The organism is Ruminococcus sp. BSD2780120874_150323_B10 (assembly GCF_015553695.1).
Lineage (GTDB): Bacteria > Bacillota > Clostridia > Oscillospirales > Acutalibacteraceae > Ruminococcoides > Ruminococcoides intestinale_A.
In genome coordinates this window covers 57,192-75,324 of the sequence record NZ_JADNHD010000001.1, presented here as the reverse complement: position 1 = coordinate 75,324, position 18,133 = coordinate 57,192, and the positions used below count along the sequence as shown (strand labels likewise).

General features: G+C 41.3%; 21 protein-coding genes. 19 read left to right on the top strand and 2 right to left on the bottom strand.

Annotated features, from left to right (window positions below; translation table 11 throughout):
* Positions 1 to 190 precede the first annotated feature (190 nt).
* Positions 191 to 601, top strand: coding sequence for a BlaI/MecI/CopY family transcriptional regulator (locus tag I2E21_RS00355; RefSeq protein ID WP_022235492.1), 411 nt, complete (start codon positions 191 to 193; stop codon positions 599 to 601).
* 131 nt (positions 602 to 732) lie between these two features.
* Here I2E21_RS00355 and hisF read toward each other — a convergent pair whose 3' ends face one another.
* Positions 733 to 1,488 carry an imidazole glycerol phosphate synthase subunit HisF gene (hisF, locus tag I2E21_RS00350; protein WP_022235493.1) on the bottom strand — a complete coding sequence of 252 codons (756 nt, stop codon included), beginning with the start codon at positions 1,486 to 1,488 and terminating at the stop codon, positions 733 to 735.
* A gap of 11 nt (positions 1,489 to 1,499) precedes the next feature.
* A complete protein-coding gene (gene hisH, locus I2E21_RS00345) occupies positions 1,500 to 2,117 on the bottom strand; it encodes an imidazole glycerol phosphate synthase subunit HisH (RefSeq protein ID WP_022235494.1) in 618 nt (205 codons plus the stop codon).
* A gap of 231 nt (positions 2,118 to 2,348) precedes the next feature.
* Between hisH and I2E21_RS00340 the strand changes: the two genes are divergently transcribed.
* The 18 genes from I2E21_RS00340 to xseA all read left to right on the top strand — a co-directional run bounded on the left by I2E21_RS00340 (position 2,349) and on the right by xseA (position 18,131).
* Positions 2,349 to 3,254 (top strand): MurR/RpiR family transcriptional regulator, encoded by a 906-nt coding sequence (locus tag I2E21_RS00340; protein ID WP_178586192.1) that lies wholly within the window; start codon positions 2,349 to 2,351, stop codon positions 3,252 to 3,254.
* Positions 3,163 to 4,479, top strand: a complete 1,317-nt coding sequence (locus I2E21_RS00335) for an NAD(P)/FAD-dependent oxidoreductase (protein ID WP_243240563.1) — start codon at positions 3,163 to 3,165, stop codon at positions 4,477 to 4,479. Before I2E21_RS00340 ends, I2E21_RS00335 begins: the two co-directional genes overlap by 92 nt.
* A gap of 15 nt (positions 4,480 to 4,494) precedes the next feature.
* Positions 4,495 to 5,163: a (d)CMP kinase gene (gene cmk / locus I2E21_RS00330; RefSeq protein WP_195410045.1), complete on the top strand. Its 669-nt coding sequence runs from the start codon at positions 4,495 to 4,497 to the stop codon at positions 5,161 to 5,163.
* Complete coding sequence (locus tag I2E21_RS00325) at positions 5,163 to 5,780, top strand: lysophospholipid acyltransferase family protein (RefSeq protein WP_022235498.1); 618 nt, start codon at positions 5,163 to 5,165, stop codon at positions 5,778 to 5,780. Before cmk ends, I2E21_RS00325 begins: the two co-directional genes overlap by 1 nt.
* Positions 5,777 to 7,750 (top strand): bifunctional 4-hydroxy-3-methylbut-2-enyl diphosphate reductase/30S ribosomal protein S1, encoded by a 1,974-nt coding sequence (locus I2E21_RS00320; RefSeq protein ID WP_195410044.1) that lies wholly within the window; start codon positions 5,777 to 5,779, stop codon positions 7,748 to 7,750. Before I2E21_RS00325 ends, I2E21_RS00320 begins: the two co-directional genes overlap by 4 nt.
* An 83-nt stretch (positions 7,751 to 7,833) precedes the next feature.
* Positions 7,834 to 8,409, top strand: a complete 576-nt coding sequence (locus I2E21_RS00315; protein ID WP_022235500.1) for a hypothetical protein — start codon at positions 7,834 to 7,836, stop codon at positions 8,407 to 8,409.
* Between the two features lie 70 nt (positions 8,410 to 8,479).
* Positions 8,480 to 10,462, top strand: a complete 1,983-nt coding sequence (gene ligA, locus I2E21_RS00310; protein WP_195410043.1) for an NAD-dependent DNA ligase LigA — start codon at positions 8,480 to 8,482, stop codon at positions 10,460 to 10,462.
* Between the two features lie 226 nt (positions 10,463 to 10,688).
* Positions 10,689 to 11,639 (top strand): ATPase, T2SS/T4P/T4SS family, encoded by a 951-nt coding sequence (locus I2E21_RS00305; RefSeq protein WP_195410042.1) that lies wholly within the window; start codon positions 10,689 to 10,691, stop codon positions 11,637 to 11,639.
* Entirely contained in the window at positions 11,629 to 12,126 is a 498-nt protein-coding gene (locus I2E21_RS00300) for a stage III sporulation protein AB (protein WP_195410041.1), read from the top strand. The genes I2E21_RS00305 and I2E21_RS00300 overlap by 11 nt, the downstream gene beginning before the upstream one ends.
* Before the next feature lie 10 nt (positions 12,127 to 12,136).
* Positions 12,137 to 12,331, top strand: coding sequence for a stage III sporulation protein AC (spoIIIAC, locus tag I2E21_RS00295; protein WP_022235504.1), 195 nt, complete (start codon positions 12,137 to 12,139; stop codon positions 12,329 to 12,331).
* Between the two features lie 9 nt (positions 12,332 to 12,340).
* Positions 12,341 to 12,733 carry a SpoIIIAC/SpoIIIAD family protein gene (locus I2E21_RS00290; RefSeq protein ID WP_178586477.1) on the top strand — a complete coding sequence of 131 codons (393 nt, stop codon included), beginning with the start codon at positions 12,341 to 12,343 and terminating at the stop codon, positions 12,731 to 12,733.
* 10 nt (positions 12,734 to 12,743) lie between these two features.
* Positions 12,744 to 13,895, top strand: coding sequence for a hypothetical protein (locus tag I2E21_RS00285; RefSeq protein ID WP_186934654.1), 1,152 nt, complete (start codon positions 12,744 to 12,746; stop codon positions 13,893 to 13,895).
* Positions 13,892 to 14,365: a stage III sporulation protein AF gene (locus I2E21_RS00280; RefSeq protein ID WP_022235507.1), complete on the top strand. Its 474-nt coding sequence runs from the start codon at positions 13,892 to 13,894 to the stop codon at positions 14,363 to 14,365. The genes I2E21_RS00285 and I2E21_RS00280 overlap by 4 nt, the downstream gene beginning before the upstream one ends.
* Before the next feature lie 12 nt (positions 14,366 to 14,377).
* Positions 14,378 to 14,827: a hypothetical protein gene (locus tag I2E21_RS00275; RefSeq protein WP_022235508.1), complete on the top strand. Its 450-nt coding sequence runs from the start codon at positions 14,378 to 14,380 to the stop codon at positions 14,825 to 14,827.
* 7 nt (positions 14,828 to 14,834) lie between these two features.
* Complete coding sequence (locus I2E21_RS00270) at positions 14,835 to 15,383, top strand: SpoIIIAH-like family protein (protein WP_195410040.1); 549 nt, start codon at positions 14,835 to 14,837, stop codon at positions 15,381 to 15,383.
* Positions 15,384 to 15,451: 68 nt separating this feature from the next.
* Positions 15,452 to 15,925 (top strand): transcription antitermination factor NusB, encoded by a 474-nt coding sequence (nusB, locus tag I2E21_RS00265; RefSeq protein WP_022235509.1) that lies wholly within the window; start codon positions 15,452 to 15,454, stop codon positions 15,923 to 15,925.
* Positions 15,925 to 16,863, top strand: a complete 939-nt coding sequence (locus I2E21_RS00260; protein ID WP_195410039.1) for a peptidase M22 — start codon at positions 15,925 to 15,927, stop codon at positions 16,861 to 16,863. Before nusB ends, I2E21_RS00260 begins: the two co-directional genes overlap by 1 nt.
* 53 nt (positions 16,864 to 16,916) lie before the next feature.
* Complete coding sequence (xseA, locus tag I2E21_RS00255; protein WP_195410038.1) at positions 16,917 to 18,131, top strand: exodeoxyribonuclease VII large subunit; 1,215 nt, start codon at positions 16,917 to 16,919, stop codon at positions 18,129 to 18,131.
* Positions 18,132 to 18,133: the final 2 nt, after the last annotated feature.

Sequence of the window (18,133 nt, the reverse complement as noted above, 5' to 3'; positions counted from 1 at the left end):
TTTAAAAATATTGATAGATATATATTGACTTAATTACTGCAATAAAGTACAATAGATTAAAAATAAATTGTATATTTTTCGTTTTTTCGCATTTATTGGGTATGTTTAATTGATAATTGCCACAGCACAAGGCTTTGGCTTAAAGAATTTTGCGGTATATATAAAGAAAATTACGGAAGGATGATTGGCAATGCTGACTAAAAGCGAAGAAGAGATTATGAATTTATTATGGGAGGTGGGCGAGCCTCTGGCAAGTTCTGAGATTGTAAGCAAATCTGTAAACAGAACATGGCGCAAAAGTTACATTAACCTTTTAATCAATTCATTGCTTAACAAGCAAATGATTGAGGTTGTGGGTGTAAAACAGATGACAAAGAATTATGCCCGCACTTTTCAGCCTACAATGTCAAAGTACGCTTATTCCGTAAAGCGGATTTTTTCTCAAAAAGGTTTTAAAGAAGAGAATATTCCCGACCTTTTTGCCGAGATAATCGCAAATACGGAAAATCCTCAAATTCTTGAAAAAATGCAAAGTCAGCTTGACGAAAGAAAGCGAGAACTTGCATCGGATAAGAATAACCGTGACAGTTACAGTGCATAATTAAAAAGTAAAAATTATTATTACAATTGCCGCCTCAGAGCGGCTTTTGTATTATAGATTTATAGATTATCGGGTATAAAAATTACAGCCATCAAACTTATTTTAGTCTGATGGCTGTTTGCTCTTTGATGTTAAAGTCTTACAGGAATATTTTTTTCGTTAAGATATTTTTTTAATGTGGGAATCGGAATTTCGCCGAAATGGAAGAGAGAGGCTGCGAGGACTGCGTCTGCTTTGCCCTCTGTGAATGCGTCATAGAAATGCTCAAGAGCGCCTGCGCCGCCACTGGCGATTACGGGAATTGAAACTTTTTCCGAGATTGCTCTTGTAAGTGCGATGTCATAGCCTTTTTTCTGTCCGTCCTCGTCCATACTTGTAAGCAGAATTTCGCCTGCGCCGAGCTGTTCACATTTTACAGCCCATTCAACCGCATCAAGGCCTACAGGAGTTCTTCCTCCGTTCACATAAACTTCCCAACCGTTTTCTTTTCGCTTTGCGTCAATGGCGGCAACTACGCACTGACTGCCGAATTTATAAGCCGCCTCGCTGATAAGTTCAGGTCGATGAACGGCAGCGGAATTAACGGAAACTTTGTCTGCGCCTGCTCTTAAAAGTAAATTGAAATCATCAACACTTCTTATACCGCCGCCTACGGTGAACGGAATGAAAATTGAATTTGCTACTTTTTCAACCATATCAATTGTAATATTTCTTGAATCGCTTGAAGCTGTAATGTCGAGAAATACAAGCTCGTCTGCGCCTTCTTTATCGTATTGCTTTGCACATTCCACGGGGTCGCCCGCATCTACAAGATTAACAAAGCTCATACCTTTTACAACTCTGCCGTTTTTTACATCAAGGCAGGGGATAATTCTTTTTGCATACATATCTTTTCTCCTTACTTTCCGTTTACCATATCGGCAAAGTTTTTAAGAATTTTTAATCCGACTTCACCGCTTTTTTCGGGATGAAATTGCGTTGCGGAAACATTTTCCCATTCGATTGCCGCATCAATTTGAACTCCGTAGTTTGTCCTTGCGGCAACAATTTCAGGGTTCTTTGCCGTTAAAAAGTATGAGTGAACAAAATATACATAGGCATTGTCTTCTATACCTTTAAAAATGCCGTCCTTTTTTACAATATCAAGACTGTTCCAACCTATATGCGGTATCTTTAAGCCTGTATCGGCAGGAATTTTTGTTATGCTGCCGTCAAAAACAGATAAGCCTTTTTTATTAGGGCTTTCTTCGCTTTCGGGAAAAAGCAACTGCAATCCAAGGCAAATACCTAAGAAATGCTTTTTTGTCTTTATAAAATCAAGTACGGTGTCTTTAATGCCGTAGCTTTCCATGGTGTCCATTGTATCTCCGAATGAGCCTACGCCCGGCAAAACGGCACCGTCTGCCTTTAAAATCATATCTTTATCTCTTGTAACAACACAGTCACAGCCGATATATTTCAAAGCCTTGTTTACGCTCTGAATATTTCCTGCGCCGTAGTCAATTATAGCAATCATAATCTGTCCTCCCGATTACATTTCAGCATAGTAGTATATTAGCATATTTGCTCGCTTTTTGCAAGAAAAACAGTGCGATAATTCATTATTTCAAAAAATAAAAAATTAACCTGTTTTTCGGTTGAATTAAAATAACTTGTGTGCTACAATTAAATATGTATGTAAAATTAAGAAAAATCCTGCGTTTGCAGGTTGCTCATAATTACAGAATTTTTAAAAGAAGGTTATTTGATGATCACTCATTTATTGACAAGAATAGATTTGAGTATGCACTCGCTTTCAAAAGGTCAAAAGCGAATTGCACTTTATATAGAGGAGCATTATGACAAAGCGGCTTTTATGACTGCCTCAAAGCTCGGCGAAACCGTCGGCGTTTCGGAAAGTACGGTTGTAAGATTTGCCACAGAGCTTGGCTATGACGGCTACCCAAAGCTGCAGAAAGCCATGCAGGAAATGATAAGGGATAAGCTCACTTCTGTTCAGCGAATTGAGGTTACTTCAAGCAGAATCGGCAATGACGATGTTTTAAACAGCGTGCTGAATCAGGATATTGATAAAATCCGCAGAACCATTGAAGAAACCTCGCACGAGGATTTTGAAAGGGCTGTAGACAAAATCTGCAATGCCGACAGAATTTATATTTTCGGTGTTCGATCCACCGCTGCAATCGCAAGTTTTTTAGGCTATTATTTTGAGCTTATTTTTGATAATGTCAGAGTTATTGACTCAACAAGCCACACAACCACATACGAAAGAATTTTCAGAATGACCGACAAGGATGTTATGATCGGAATTTCTTTTCCACGATACAGCACAATGGCGGTTGACGCTATGAACTATGCTCGTTCGCAGGGTGCTCACGCTATTGCAATTACCGACAGTATGGTGTCGCCTCTTGTAAAATCAGCCGACTCTGTGCTTATTGCAAGAAGCGATATGGCGTCAATAGTCGATTCGCTTGTAGCCCCGTTAAGCCTTATAAATGCGCTTATTGTTGCGACTGTTCTTAAAAAGAAAGACGAAGTATCCGAAAACTTCCGCAGACTTGAAACCGTATGGAACAGAGAGGGAGTTTACGCAAGCGGAGAGAAGGACGAGGAAGAAACGACGGAAGCGGGAAAGAAGAATGGAAAGTAAAAAGGTAGTTGTGGTCGGCGCAGGTGCGGCGGGTCTTATGGCTGCATCGGCAGCGGCAATGTACGGCGCAAGCGTAACATTAATAGAAAAAAACAAGCGTGTCGGCAGAAAAATTATGATTACGGGCAAAGGCAGATGTAATGTTTGCAATAACTGCGATGTCGAAACTTTTATAAGAAATGTTCCTACAAACGGAAAATTTCTTTATTCGGCAATCAACAAATTAACTCCCGAAGACACTGTTGCGTTCTTTGAGGGACTTGGACTTTCTCTTAAAACAGAGCGTGGCAACAGGGTTTTTCCGCAGTCCGACAAAGCTGTTGATGTGGTTGATACATTGTATAACTATGTAAAAAACTGCGGCTGTAAAATTGTGGAAGACACCGCCGAAGAACTTTTGCTTGAAAACGGTGAGGCAGTCGGAGTTAAGTGTAAGAACAAAACATATTATGCGGACAGTGTGATTATATGCTGTGGCGGTAAAAGCTATCCTCTCACAGGTTCTACAGGTGACGGATACACTCTCGCAAAGCAGGCGGGACATACAATAGTACCGCTAAAACCGTCGCTTGTTCCGCTCGAAAGCAAAAATCTCGACTGTAAATCAATGCAGGGCCTTGCACTTAAAAATGTGGGTCTTAAGATTGTTGATACACAGAGCGGTAAAACGGTTTACGATGATTTCGGAGAAATGCTGTTTACTCATTTCGGTATGAGCGGTCCTATGGTACTCTCCGCAAGCTCACATATCCGTGATATTTCGGACGGCAGATACAATGCCGTAATCGACATAAAGCCGGCGCTTACCCACGAACAGCTTGAAAAGCGACTTCAGCGTGATTTTGACGAAAATCACAACAAAGATGTTTCAAATTCATTTACAAAGCTGTTGCCAAAAAAGCTCGTTGTGCCTGTTCTCAAAAGGTGGGGAGTACCCTTTGAGAAAAAGTGCAACTCAATTACCAAAGAGGAGCGCAGACGACTTTGCGAACTTTTAAAGGCTTTTACCGTAGAAATCAGCGGTTTTCGTCCTATTGAAGAGGCAATTATTACTTCGGGCGGCGTAAAAACCTCTGAAATCAATCCCAAAACTATGGAAAGCCGACTTGTAAAGGGACTTTACTTTGCAGGCGAAGTAATAGATTGTGATGCCTATACGGGCGGCTTTAACTTACAGATAGCATGGAGTACAGGTAATCTTGCAGGCGAAAGAGCCGCTTATTAAGAAAGGAAGAATAAAATGTCTGTTGCAATAGCACTCGATGGTCCTGCAGGTGCAGGTAAATCCACTATAGCAAAAAGAGCAGCGAAAGCTCTTGATTATATATATATTGATACGGGCGCTCTTTACCGCACAATCGGTCTTAGCGCAATGAGAAGAAATATTGAGCCTGTCGAATCAAAAGAAGTGAGTGATATGCTTTCGAAAATTAAGGTTGAAATTGCCTTTAACGATAAAATGGAGCAGATAGTTTTGCTTGACGGCGAAGATGTTTCTTCACTTATCAGAACTCCCGAAGTATCTATGACAGCGTCAAAAATTTCCGCAATTCCCGAAGTAAGAGCGTATTTGCTTGATTTGCAGAGAGATATGGCAAAGAAAAATAATGTGATTATGGACGGCAGAGATATCGGTACGGTTGTTCTTCCCGATGCAAAAGTAAAAATCTTTCTTACCGCATCTCCCGAGGCAAGAGCCGAAAGACGATACAAAGAACTTTTGGAAAAGGGAATGAATGTCAGCTATGACGATGTTCTCAAAGATGTAAACGAGCGGGATTACAACGATTCTCACCGCAAAACCGCTCCGCTCAAGCCTGCCGAGGGTTGTGTGTTTGTAGATACTACAGAACTTGATTTTGAACAGTCGGTAGATAAAATAATTTCCGTTATAAAGGAGAATGTTTAATGGGACAGTCTAAGGTGCTTTACAGAGTCGGTCAGGCGGTTTGCCGTCCGATTATGAAAGTGTTTTACAGATATAAATTTATAAATAACAACTCTATTCCGCATGAGGGAGCATATATAATTGCAAGCAATCATATGTCGTTTTCTGACCCTGTGCTTTTAGGTCTCGGTCAAAGGCGCAGACTTTTCTTTATGGCAAAACAGGAACTTTTTAAAAACAAGTTTTTTGCAGGATTAATCCGTGCACTCGGTGCGTTTCCCGTTGAGCGTGGCGCAGGTGACGGCAAAGCTATAAAAACAGGTGAAGACCTCATAAAAGAGGGCAATGTAATGACTATCTTTATTGAGGGAGGCAGAACAAAGACAGGCGAATTTATGCGTCCGAGAAGCGGCTGCGCACTTGTTGCTCAACAAATGCAGGTGCCTGTTATTCCTGCGTGCATCACAATTACGGGTAATCCGAAGTACCGCTTTGCAAAGAGAGTAATTCATTTCGGCGATCCGCTTACTCCGCAGCAGCTCGGACTTACACCCGACGGTGACAGACGACAGCTTAAAAATGCCACAAATATGATTATGGACGAAATCAAGAAGATGAGGGAGCAGGACAGAAAATGAGCATAACCGTTGCAAAATCTGCCGGCTTTTGCTTTGGCGTAAACAGAGCAATAAATATTGTGAACAGTTTGCTTGACAAGAATGTAAAAGTATCTACTCTCGGACCTATCATTCATAATATGGAAGTCGTAAACGAACTTGGAAGCCGTGGCTGTAAAGCGGTTGATAATATTGACGAGGTAGAAAAAGACGCTACTCTTGTTATCCGTTCTCACGGTGTTCCAAAATATGTTATTGACAAATTAGATGAAAATGGTGTAAAATATGAAGATGCAACATGTCCTTTTGTTAAGAAGATACACAATATAGTGGCAAATCCCGACAACAAGGACGGCATAGTTTTAATCGCAGGCAACAGCGTTCACCCCGAGGTTGAGGGCATTATAGGTCATTGCAGCACCGAATGTCACACCTTTAAAAACAGTGAAGAAATTGACGAGATTTACAATATTGTTCTAAAAAAGAATAATAAACAGGTTTTTGTTGTCGCACAGACCACATTTGACACAAAAGAATGGAAAAAGTGTGTAAAAAAGATTAAAAAACTATGTACAAATGCAAAAATATTTGATACAATATGTAATGCAACGTCAGTTAGACAGACCGAAGCTGACTTACTTGCGGCTCAATCCGATTTTATGGTAGTAATAGGCGACAGGCACAGCTCAAACACGGGCAAGCTTTTTGATATATGCAAAAGGCAGTGCGATAACACAGTTCTTATTGAAACAGCGGATGAGCTTGATGCTTTACAAGTCAGCGTTGCTGAAAAAATTGGCGTTACTGCCGGTGCATCTACTCCGGCAAGGATAATAAAGGAGGTACTGGATACAATGAGTGAAATTAAATCCGGTGTAACAAATGGTGAAGAATCTTTTGAGGCATTGCTTGAGGAATCCCTCAAAAACTTAAATACAAATGAGAGGGTAATGGGTACAGTGCTCAGCATTGCGCCTAACGAGGTTCAGGTTGATGTCGGCAGAAAGCAGACAGGCTTTATTCCTGCCAGTGAGCTTTCTAACGATCCTAACGCTAAGCCGGAGGATATCGTAAAGGTTGGCGACAAGATCGAGCTTCTTATTATGAAGACAAATGATCAGGAAGGCACAATTATGCTTTCTAAGCGCAGAGTAGACGCAGCTAAGGGCTGGGAAATTCTTGAGTCTAAGGTTGACTCACAGGAAGTTCTTACAGGTAAGGTTACAGAGGCTGTTAAGGGCGGTGTAATCGTTATCTACAACGATGTAAGAGTATTTATTCCTGCTTCGCAGGCAACTGCTACTCGTGACGAGAGCCTTGAGGATCTCGTAGGTAAAGAAGTACAGTTCAGACTTATTGAGGTTTCACAGCGTGGCAGAAGAAAGAGAGCTATCGGCTCAATCAGAAGCGTACTTAAGGAGCAGAGAGCTGCTCAGCGTGAGGAGTTCTGGAAGAACTGCGAAATTGGTAAGAAGTACACAGGTGTTGTTAAGTCACTTACAAGCTACGGTGCATTTGTTGACCTTGGCGGTGTATTTGGTATGATCCACATTTCAGAGCTTTCTTGGACACACATTAAGCACCCAAGTGAGGTTGTAAATGTTGGCGATACTGTAGAAGTATATGTAAAGGACATCAACGAGGAAACAAAGAAGATTTCTCTCGGCTTTAAGAACGCTGACGAGAATCCATGGGAGATCCTCAAGAACCAGTATCCGGTGGGCACAGTTGTTAAGGCTACAATCGTTGGTCTTACATCATTCGGTGCTTTTGCAAACATCATCCCGGGTATTGACGGTCTTATCCACATTTCTCAGATTGCTAACAAGAGAATTGAAAAGCCCGCAGATGTACTTTCAGTTGGCGAAACAGTAGAAGCTAAGATTACTGCTATTGACTTCGACAAGAAGCGTGTAAGCCTTTCAATGCGTGCACTCCTTCCTGAGGACGAGCAGGCTCCTGCTGAGGCTACTGAAGAGGTTGCTGAATAATTTGTTATTAAACAGGGCATTCCATTATAGGGATGCCCTGTTGTTCTATTTTATATAATAAACCGCAAAAGGAGCGATAAAAAATGACTCCAAAAGAAGAATTTATTGAGATTTATACAAAGTACATAACACGCAACGGTGCAGAAGAATTACTTGAATGGCTCAAGCGCACAGACTTTTTTACTGCTCCTGCAAGTACGAAATATCATTGTGCTTGCGAGGGCGGACTTGTAATGCACTCTGTCAGCGTGTTTAATACAATGATGGAAAAGCATTATGACGAAGAAACCGATAATATTGAAAGTTTTGCAATATGCGGACTTCTGCACGATTTATGCAAGGCGCAGTTTTACAAGGTTTCGTCAAGAAATGTAAAAAACGAGCAGACAGGCGTATGGGAAAAAGTGCCTTATTATGCAATTGACGACCAATTCCCGTACGGTCACGGCGAAAAATCGGTTTTTCTTATTGAGCGCAAAATGCACTTAAAGATTGATGAGGCAATGGCAATCCGTTGGCATATGGGAGAGTTTGGTGATAAAAACAGCAATTCAATTTCTCTTGCATACGAGCGTTATCCGCTTGCCGTAAAGCTCCACCTTGCAGACCTTGAATCAACATATTTGAAAGAAAAGGGCACTTCGGCCGTAAACAAGTAATTTTCACTTTTGCTTTATTTTTGGCATATAATACCGCTTGTTTTATGGAATGTTAAATAAGGATGATTTTATGGATATAATTTTGGCAGAACAAAGAATAAAAGAGCTTACAAAGACGATTGAGTATCACAATAATCGTTATTATAATCTCGATAATCCCGAAATTTCCGATTACGATTATGATATGCTTTTGCGTGAGCTTGAAAACCTTGAAAACGATTTTCCTACACTCAAGTCACCGCTTTCGCCGACAAATAAAGTAGGCGGCGAGCGTGGAGAAAAATTCTCTCCCGTAACTCACACAGTGCCGATGGAAAGTTTGCACGACAGCTTTTCTCACTCGGAATTGTTTGATTTTGACAGAAGAGTGCGTGAGGTTGCTCCGAGTGTAAAATATGTTGTTGAGCCAAAATTTGACGGTCTTTCCGTATCTTGCGAGTATCGCAACGGTGTATTTGTTCGAGGCTCGACAAGGGGTGACGGAACAGTCGGTGAAGATGTTACGGATAATCTTATGACAATACGCTCACTCCCGAAAAAGATTGAAAATGCGCCTGAATTTTTAGAGGTGCGTGGCGAAGTTTATATGTCTTTTGACAGCTTTAACGAACTTGTCAAGGAACAGGAAGATAACGAAGAAAAGCCGTTTAAAAATCCGAGAAATGCCGCCGCAGGCTCATTAAGGCAAAAAAATTCTAAGATTACCGCAAAGCGCAAACTTGATATTTTTGTATTTAATATCCAACAAATCGAGGGCGTTGAAATTACAAGTCATCATCAGGGTTTGGATTACCTTACCGAGCTTGGATTTCCGACTGCGTTTTATAATATTTTCGAGGATATGCAAGAGGCTGTTGAAGAAATTGAGCGTATAGGAAATATGCGAGGTACATTTGATTATGCGATTGACGGTGCGGTTGTAAAGGTTGATGATTTTGCAACAAGAGAATTATTGGGCAGTACCGCAAAATATCCGAAATGGGCGGAGGCATATAAATATCCGCCCGAAGAAAAGGCGACAAAATTGCTTGAAGTTGAAATAAATGTCGGCAGAACAGGCGTGCTTACTCCTGTCGGAATTTTTGAACCTGTATTTCTTGCAGGTACGACAGTAAGCCGTGCAACGCTCCACAACAAAGATTTTATAGATGAAAAAGGTATTTGCGTAGGTGATACGGTAATTATCCGTAAAGCCGGAGAGATTATTCCGGAGGTTCTTTCTGTAAAAGAACACGGCGAAAATGCGGTGCCTTTTGAGTTTCCGAAACTTTGCCCGTCCTGTCACACTCCTGTTGTGCGTGACGAAAACGAGGCTGCTATTCGCTGTACAAACACCGATTGCCCTGCCCAGCTTATGCGCCATCTTATCCATTTTGTAGGCAGAGATGCTATGGATATTGACGGTCTCGGACCTGCTGTGCTTGAACAGCTTGTGAATGAGGGACTGATAAAATCTCCTGCCGACCTTTACAGATTAACGGTTGACAGCATAACCGCCCTTGACAGAAAAGCCGAAAAATCTGCGCAAAATCTTATTAATTCAATTGAAAAATCAAAACACAATGAATTATATCGCCTTGTTTTTGCACTTGGCATCAGAAATATAGGTCTTAAAGCCGCAAAACTTTTATGCGAAAATTTTGCGAATATTGATGACCTTATGAATGCAAAAACAGAGGATATTTCCGCAATAGAGGGCTTTGGCCTGATTATGGCGGAAAGCGTAGTGAATTATTTTTCTGCCGAAAGCACAAAAAATCTGATTGACGAACTGAAAGAACTCGGACTTGAAATGAAACCGTCCGAACAGAAGAAAAAGGGCGGAATTCTTGAGGGCAAAACCTTTGTTCTTACAGGCACTCTGCCGACTATGAAAAGAAGTGAGGCAGGCAAACTGATTGAGCAGAACGGCGGAAAAACAAGCTCTTCCGTATCTAAAAAAACCGACTATGTGCTTGCGGGCGAAGACGCCGGAAGTAAACTGACAAAAGCACAGCAACTCGGTATTGCAATTATTTCGGAAGAAGAATTATTAAATATGCTTGCTGAATGAATTTAATAAGAAATGCGCTAACCTAAAAATAAATTAACTATAGCTATTATCACGGGGACTGCACTGTCCGCAAAATATATGACTATAACACAAAGGACTATCTTACATAAGTAGGATAGTTTTTTGTTTTTGCTTACAATCTATCATTCAAAAAATATTTAAACCTTGTTCTTTTTATGTGCTTGTCTGCATACATATTAACAAAGCCAAGGAAAGGACGATAAAAATGACAAGTCTTAATAATGAGGGCAGGTTTGTACTTGCCATACGCTCGCTAAGTCAGAATATTTATCAGAGAATTTTACCGCTGTCGCAAAAATTCTGCGATACTGCGCAGGAAATAAGATTGCGTGTAAACAGACCTGTAGCGGTTGTTTGCCCGGATACTACATATTTTCTTACGGAAAAGGGCGGGCTTACCAACACTATACTTGACGGCTCAATGCTCACAGTCAGCCGTGGCGACCTTACGGATACTTTTCACAACATTTGCAATTACTCGGTATATTCAAAACAAAGTGAAATTATAAACGGCTTTGTTTCAATGCACGGCGGTCACAGAGCGGGTATCTGCGGTACGGCAATTTGTGAGGGTGACAAGGTAATAAATATCCGTGATATTTCGTCAATTAACATCAGAATTGCAAGAGAGCATAAAGAGTGTTCAAGAGCTGTTATTGACACTCTTAATCCCGACTTTGGCGGCGTGCTTATTTGCGGTGCGCCATGCACGGGCAAAACCACGCTCTTAAGGGATATGGCAAGAATACTCTCGACCGAATACGGCAAGAGAATTTCTTTGATTGACGAAAGGGGAGAACTTGCGGGCACTTCCTCGGGTATCCTGCAAAATGACATCGGACTTTGTGATGTGTTTGACCTTTACGATAAGCCGAGCGGAATTATTCAGGCTATACGCAGTATGTCGCCCGATATTATTGTTTGCGACGAAATCGGTACGCAGAGAGATATTGACGCTGTGGAATATTCCGTGAATTCGGGTGTATCTTTTATTTCTACCTTGCATTGTTCAAGCGTTGACGAACTTAGAAGAAAAGATAATATCCGTAAACTCGTTTCCTGCGGCGGCTTTAAAACCCTTGTTTTCCTTGATAACAGAGCGTCTGCCGGCAGAGTGAGCAAGATTATGAGAGTCGGTGATGTATTTGGTAATTAAAATTATCGGCTGTATCTTGCTTGTGAGCGCAACAACTCTTATGGGATTTAAAAAAGCCCAACGGCTGTACAAACGCAGAGATTTTATAAAAGACTTTTTGGTTTTCCTTGATACTCTTGCGACAAATATTCGCTACAGTACAGATGAACTTTCGATTATTTTTTCCAAAAGCGAAGACAGATTCGGAAAAGCAATATACGGTGCGTACGAAAAATACGACGGTACATTTTTTAAAAAATGGAAAAATGCGGTAGCGGATATTTCCGACGGTTACGCTTTAAAGCACGAGGATAAACAGCTTTTATGCTCATTCGGAGAAAAACTCGGCATAACCGATGTAGAGGGACAGCTCAAACATATTGAGCTTTACAAAGGGCTTGCGAACGCTCATCTTGATGACAGTAAAAATGAAATAAAACAAAAATCACGGCTTTACAAAACTATGGGATTTTTTGTCGGCACGGCAGCCGCACTTGTTATAATCTGAAAGGATAGCTATGGATGTTGAACTGATTTTTAAAATAGCTGCAATCGGTATAATTGTAGCCGTGTTGTGTCAGGTGCTCATACGCAGCGGCAGAGAAGAACAGGCAATGCTTACGACGCTTGCGGGTCTTATAGTTGTGCTTACTCTGATTGTCACGCAGATAAGCGCCTTGTTTAACACGATAAAGCAGTTATTCGGCTTTTAGGAATAAAGTATGAATATTATTACTATAGCCGCTGTCGCAATTGTATCTGCAATTTCTGCCGTAGCAATAAAAAAGCATAACGGTGAAATCTCGCTTATGCTTTCAATTGCCTGCGGAGTAATATTGCTTACAGCCGTAATTTCGTTTGCGGCTACGATTTTGCAGACGGTAAATAAAATTGCGGCAGCGTCTGATATGAATATTGAGTATATAAAAATATTGCTCAAGGTAATAGGAATATGCATTGTAACAGAGCTTGCCGTCAGTGTATGTAAGGAGTCGGGACAGCAGGCAATAGCAACAAATGTTACGCTTGCAGGTAAAATATTGATTATGGTAACATCACTTCCGCTTTATACGGAAATTTTAAATACAGTGGTGTCACTTGTAGAAAACTCCTGAAGGAGTGTTGATGTTGAAAAAAACAGCGGTGTTTTTAGTTGTGATTGCGGTTGTTTTTCTGTCGCAGATTACTGTATTTGCAGCCGATACAACAGCCAAAACCGAAAGTACAACAAATGATATTAACAGCATTTACGATACCTCTGCTTTATATGACAGCCTGTCTGACGATGTAAAGCAGAGCCTTGAAAATATAGGGATAAACGGCATAGACAGCAATGAGCTTTCGCAGATTTCGTTCGGAGAAGTTGTGAATGAAATTGTAAAACTTGCGGGCGAAAACAGCGCAGGGCCGTTAAAAGCGGTAATCTCGCTTACCGCACTCTTGCTTATATGCTCGCTTTTATCTTCGTACAAAAATTCGCTTTCAAGTGAACTTTCCTCCTCACTTGGCATAGCAGCCGTACTGTGTGCTACCTGTACGGCTGCACTCCCCGTAATTGAAGTAATTTCAGATATGTCAACGGTAGTAAAAACGGCATCAAGTTTTATGCTTGCATTTGTGCCTGTAATGGTTATGATTATGTCGAGCACGGGACACGCCGTAAGCGGTGCGTCATATTACGCAATGATGATCGGCGCAGGAGAGGGAGTGGGACAACTAAGCTCAAAGGTAATAGTTCCTTTTCTTAATATGTTTCTCGGTGTATCAGTAACGGCAAGCGTATGCTCGGAATCAAAACTTACGGGTATAACTTCAATAATTTCAAAAGCCGTAAAATGGGTACTCGGGTTTGTTATGACTGTATTTACAGCCGTACTTTCTTTTAAGCAGATGATAACAACCTCGGTTGACGATGTTTCTACACGAGCCGTGCGATTTACTTTAAATTCATTTATTCCGATAGTAGGCTCAGCACTTTCAGATGCATACAAAACCGTACAGGGTAGTGTAAACTTGCTTAAATCGGGACTTGGAATTTTTGTTATAGTATCTATTGCTTTTGTGTTTCTGCCTATAATACTTAACAGCCTTTTGTGGATATTTACTTTATCGGCAGGAAAGTTACTTGCGGAGATACTCGGCATAAATCAGGTAAAAGATTTGCTTGAGGGTGTCGGTACCGTGCTTTCAACCTTGCTTGCAATTGTATTGTGCATTATGTCGGTTTACATAATTTCAACTGCACTTGTGCTTTTGATGGGAGGCGGCGGAATATGAGCGGTATGATTTCTGCGGTTATAACAGTTTGTGCCGGTGCTCTTATTTGCAGTCTGCTGTCGGCATTTGTACCCGAGGGTACTACCAAAAAAACCGTTGCCCTTGTAATCGGTGCGTTTATGGTATGCTGTCTTATTTCGCCGATAACCTCGGCAATTTCTTCTATAGATTTTGATGCCGAACCTGTTGATTACAGCGAAGATCAAGTTTCCACTTCCGACGAAGCCTACGCAAATGTTGTGATTAAACAGGCACAACAAAATCTTGAACAAAGCCTTACCGACCTGCTTGCTCAAAACAACATAAAAATATCCGAATGTAAAATCGTACTTGCAAAATCGCAGTCAAACAGCATAATTATCGGTGACATCAGCATATATATGAGTAATGAATATAAAAGCCGGAAAGATAAAATCGGCTCAATTGTTTTTGAAAGCTTCGGAGCATATCCGAGAATAACTTTTATTTAAGGGTGCAAAGCTATGGAAGAAAAAACAAACGGAATAAAAAAGCTGTTTGAAAGTGACAAAGCAAGAAAAATTATAGTAATTATCGGTATTATCGGAATAGCACTTATTTTTATTTCTTCAATTTCGGGAATTAATACCGATAAAAAAACGGAAACCGAGGGCTTTTCGGTTACTACCTACAGCACGGAGATTGAAAGCGATTTGCAAAAAATCCTTTCAAGTATCAGCGGCTGCGGAGAAACAAAGGTGCTTCTTACCATAGAAAACTCGGTCGAATATGTATATCTTGAGGACAGTACCACCAAGACAAAGGAAATTCAGCCTGTTATCCGCGGTGTGCTTGTTGTATGCGAGGGCGGAGATGATCCCGTCGTAACACAAACGGTCACACAAGCGGTAACAAGGGCACTGGATATTTCATCGGCAAAGGTATGTGTTACAAAATTAACAGAACGAAGGTAGAGGTATTATGAAAATTCAGAAGAAACATATTGTAATGACATCACTTGTACTTGCTCTGGCAACGGCGGTTTACATAAACTATCAGATTTCGCAGGCTCGTACAACTTCACCTGCAAAGGAGCTGGGGGCAGCGTCATATGTAAATGCAACAGTCGGGGAAACAGCAACCTCCGACGAGGCGGCAGCGGCAATGGCACTATCGAAAGAGCAGCAGGATTTCTTTGCATCCGAACGCACTAAAAGGCAGAACACGCAAGACAAGGTAATTGACGATGCGGAGGAGATACTCGATTCCGACTCGAGTTCAGACACGGAGCTTACCGAGGCGCAAGAAAATGTAGAGCGAATCATCAGCTTTTTTACAACGCAGGATACCATAGAAACCATTGTGAAAGCGAAAGGCTTTTCCGATTGCCTTTGCTGTATAACCGATATGGGTGTAACCGTTATAGTTCCGGAAAACGAGCTTAACGAAAATACCGTTTTGTCAATATACGATGCCGTAACAACGCACTATGAAATTGCAAGTGACGCAATATCTGTTGTAGGTGCGTGAATATAGTTTACAATCAAAATTTTATGTGATATAATTATCCTGATAATTTATTGTAAAGTTGGGATAATATGTCTGAAGAGATAAATGTAACTTCTCAGGAAGTAACAGAAGAAAATGAAAACGAAGCAGTACAGATTAAACTTACACGCTCCGAACAGCGTGAGCAGGTATTTATGCTTTTATTTTCAAAGTCATTTACAAACACATCTGTCGACAATATGGTGCAGGACAGCTCGGAACTCTTTATGGGCGGAGTAAGCGCACTTGCACAGGCAGAAGTTGAGGGTATTGTATCGGCTAAAGAAGAACTTGACGAGATTATTTCACGCTATCTAAAAAAAGGATGGACTCTTTCAAGAATTTCAAAGCCGTCGCTTGCAATCCTTGAACTTGCAGTGTATGAAATCAAGTATCTTGACAATGTTCCCGCAAGCGTAGCAATCAACGAGGCGGTAGAACTTGCAAAGAAGTACACTATTGACGAGAGCGGATTTGTCAACGGAATATTAGGCTCATTTGTAAGAGATAACGGAGAAAAGTAATGAGCCTTTTCCTTGGTATAGATACCTCTAACTACACAACTTCGGTTGCGGTATATAACAGCGAAAACGGCGAAATGCTGCAGCGAAAGCAGCTTTTGCCCGTAAAACAGGGACAGCTTGGCTTAAGACAGAGCGATGCGGTTTTTCATCACACACAACAGCTTCACACTCTTGTTGAGGACATTGCAAAGGAAGTTGACTTGTCGGGTGTGTCTGCATTAGGCGTATCAACACGCCCCCGTCCGGTTGACGGCTCATATATGCCGTGCTTTACGGTTGGAGAAAACACAGCAAGAATTATATCGGCAGTGATAAAAAAGCCTCTCCTGACATTTTCACATCAGGAGGGGCATATTGCCGCAGCACTGTTTTCAGCCGCAAGAGAAGATTTGTTTGAAAAAGAATTTTTAGCATTTCATATAAGCGGAGGCACAACGGAGGCGGTGCTCGCAAAGGGCAGTACAAGCTCGTTTGCCGTTAAAGAGGCTGCAAAAACACTTGACTTAAATGCCGGACAGGCAGTTGACAGAGTGGGGCTTATGCTCGGTTTAAAATTTCCGTGCGGTCAGCAGCTTGAACAGCTTGCGCTTAATAATACAGAAAAATTCAAAGTTCGTCCTACTCTCAAGGGCGCTGATTGCTGTTTGAGCGGACTTGAAAATCAGTGTAAAAAAATGCTTGATAACGGCGAAAGCAAAGAAAAAATCGCTGCTTTTTGCATTGCTTTTATTCAGGCTACGCTTGAAAAAATGACTGAAAAATTGCTCGAGCAATTCGGCAATTTGCCTGTGATTTTTGCGGGCGGAGTAATGTCAAATTCCATTATAAGAAATGCTCTGACCGAGAAATTCGGCGCTACATTTGCAAAACCCGAATATTCTGCCGATAACGCAGCGGGTATTGCGTATTTGGCATATAAGAAATATACGGAAATCTAAGACGATTATAAGTGTAAAAATATTAAAATACTTCATCAGCGGGAGGTAAAGAGATGTATTCACCGCAGATTCAAAAGCCGAGAGTGCTTTCTGTTTCACAAATAAATTTTTATATAAAGTCAATTATCGAGAATGACGGCAGTTTGCAGTTTGTGCTTGTAACAGGTGAAATCTCTAATCTTACCGTGCACCAACGCAGCGGTCATATTTACCTTTCGCTTAAAGACAGCAATTCAGTTATAAGTGCCGTTATGTTTGCAGGCAACGCAAGACGACTTAAGTTCCGCATTGAAAACGGAATGAAAGTAATTTGTCGTGGCAGAATTTCTGTATATGAGCCGAGCGGCAGGTATCAGCTTTATATTGAAGATATGCAGCCAGACGGTGTGGGTGCGCTTACGCTTGCGTTTGAACAGCTTAAAAAGAGCCTTGCTCAAAAAGGACTGTTTGACAATGCACATAAAAAGCCGCTGCCTAAATTTCCTAAAACAATCGGCGTCATAACTTCTCCCACGGGTGCGGCGGTTCAGGATATAACGAATATTATCAGACGAAGATTTCCGAGTGCGGATATAGTGCTCGCACCTGTGCTTGTTCAGGGAGAAAGTGCGCCCGAGCAGCTTGTGCGTGCCGTAAATAAATTCAGTGCAAGCAAGATTGCCGATGTGATTATCATAGGCAGAGGCGGCGGTTCTGCCGAAGACTTATGGGCGTTTAATGACGAACAACTTGCATATGCTGTCTATAATTGCGAAACTCCCATAATTTCGGGTGTGGGACACGAAACAGATTTTACTGTCTGTGACTTTGTCGCCGATGTTCGTGCCTCTACTCCGTCTGCTGCGGCAGAACTTGCCGTACCCGACAGGCAGGAGCTTATGTCTTACTATTTTAAGCAAAAGCAATATATATCAGCTATGCTTGACAGAAAGATAAAAACGGCGCAGTTAAGACTTGAAAATCAGCAGAGAAGAATGTCTGCGTCATCGCCGAAGCTCAAAGCGGAACAGCTTGAAAAACAGCTTTCGGCAAAGAGCGAAAAGCTGACACGGTTTATGAATATTTATATTTCTGATAAAGAAAATAAACTTATTGCCGCAAAGGGCAAACTTGACGGTTTGAATCCGCTTAATGTATTGAATCGTGGTTATGCAATCGCCGAAAAGGACGAAAAAATCATTACCTCATCAAAACAGCTTAAAAACGGCGACGATTTCACTGTTATTTTGAGTGACGGTAAAATAAACGCAAAGGTATGTGGTGAATAACT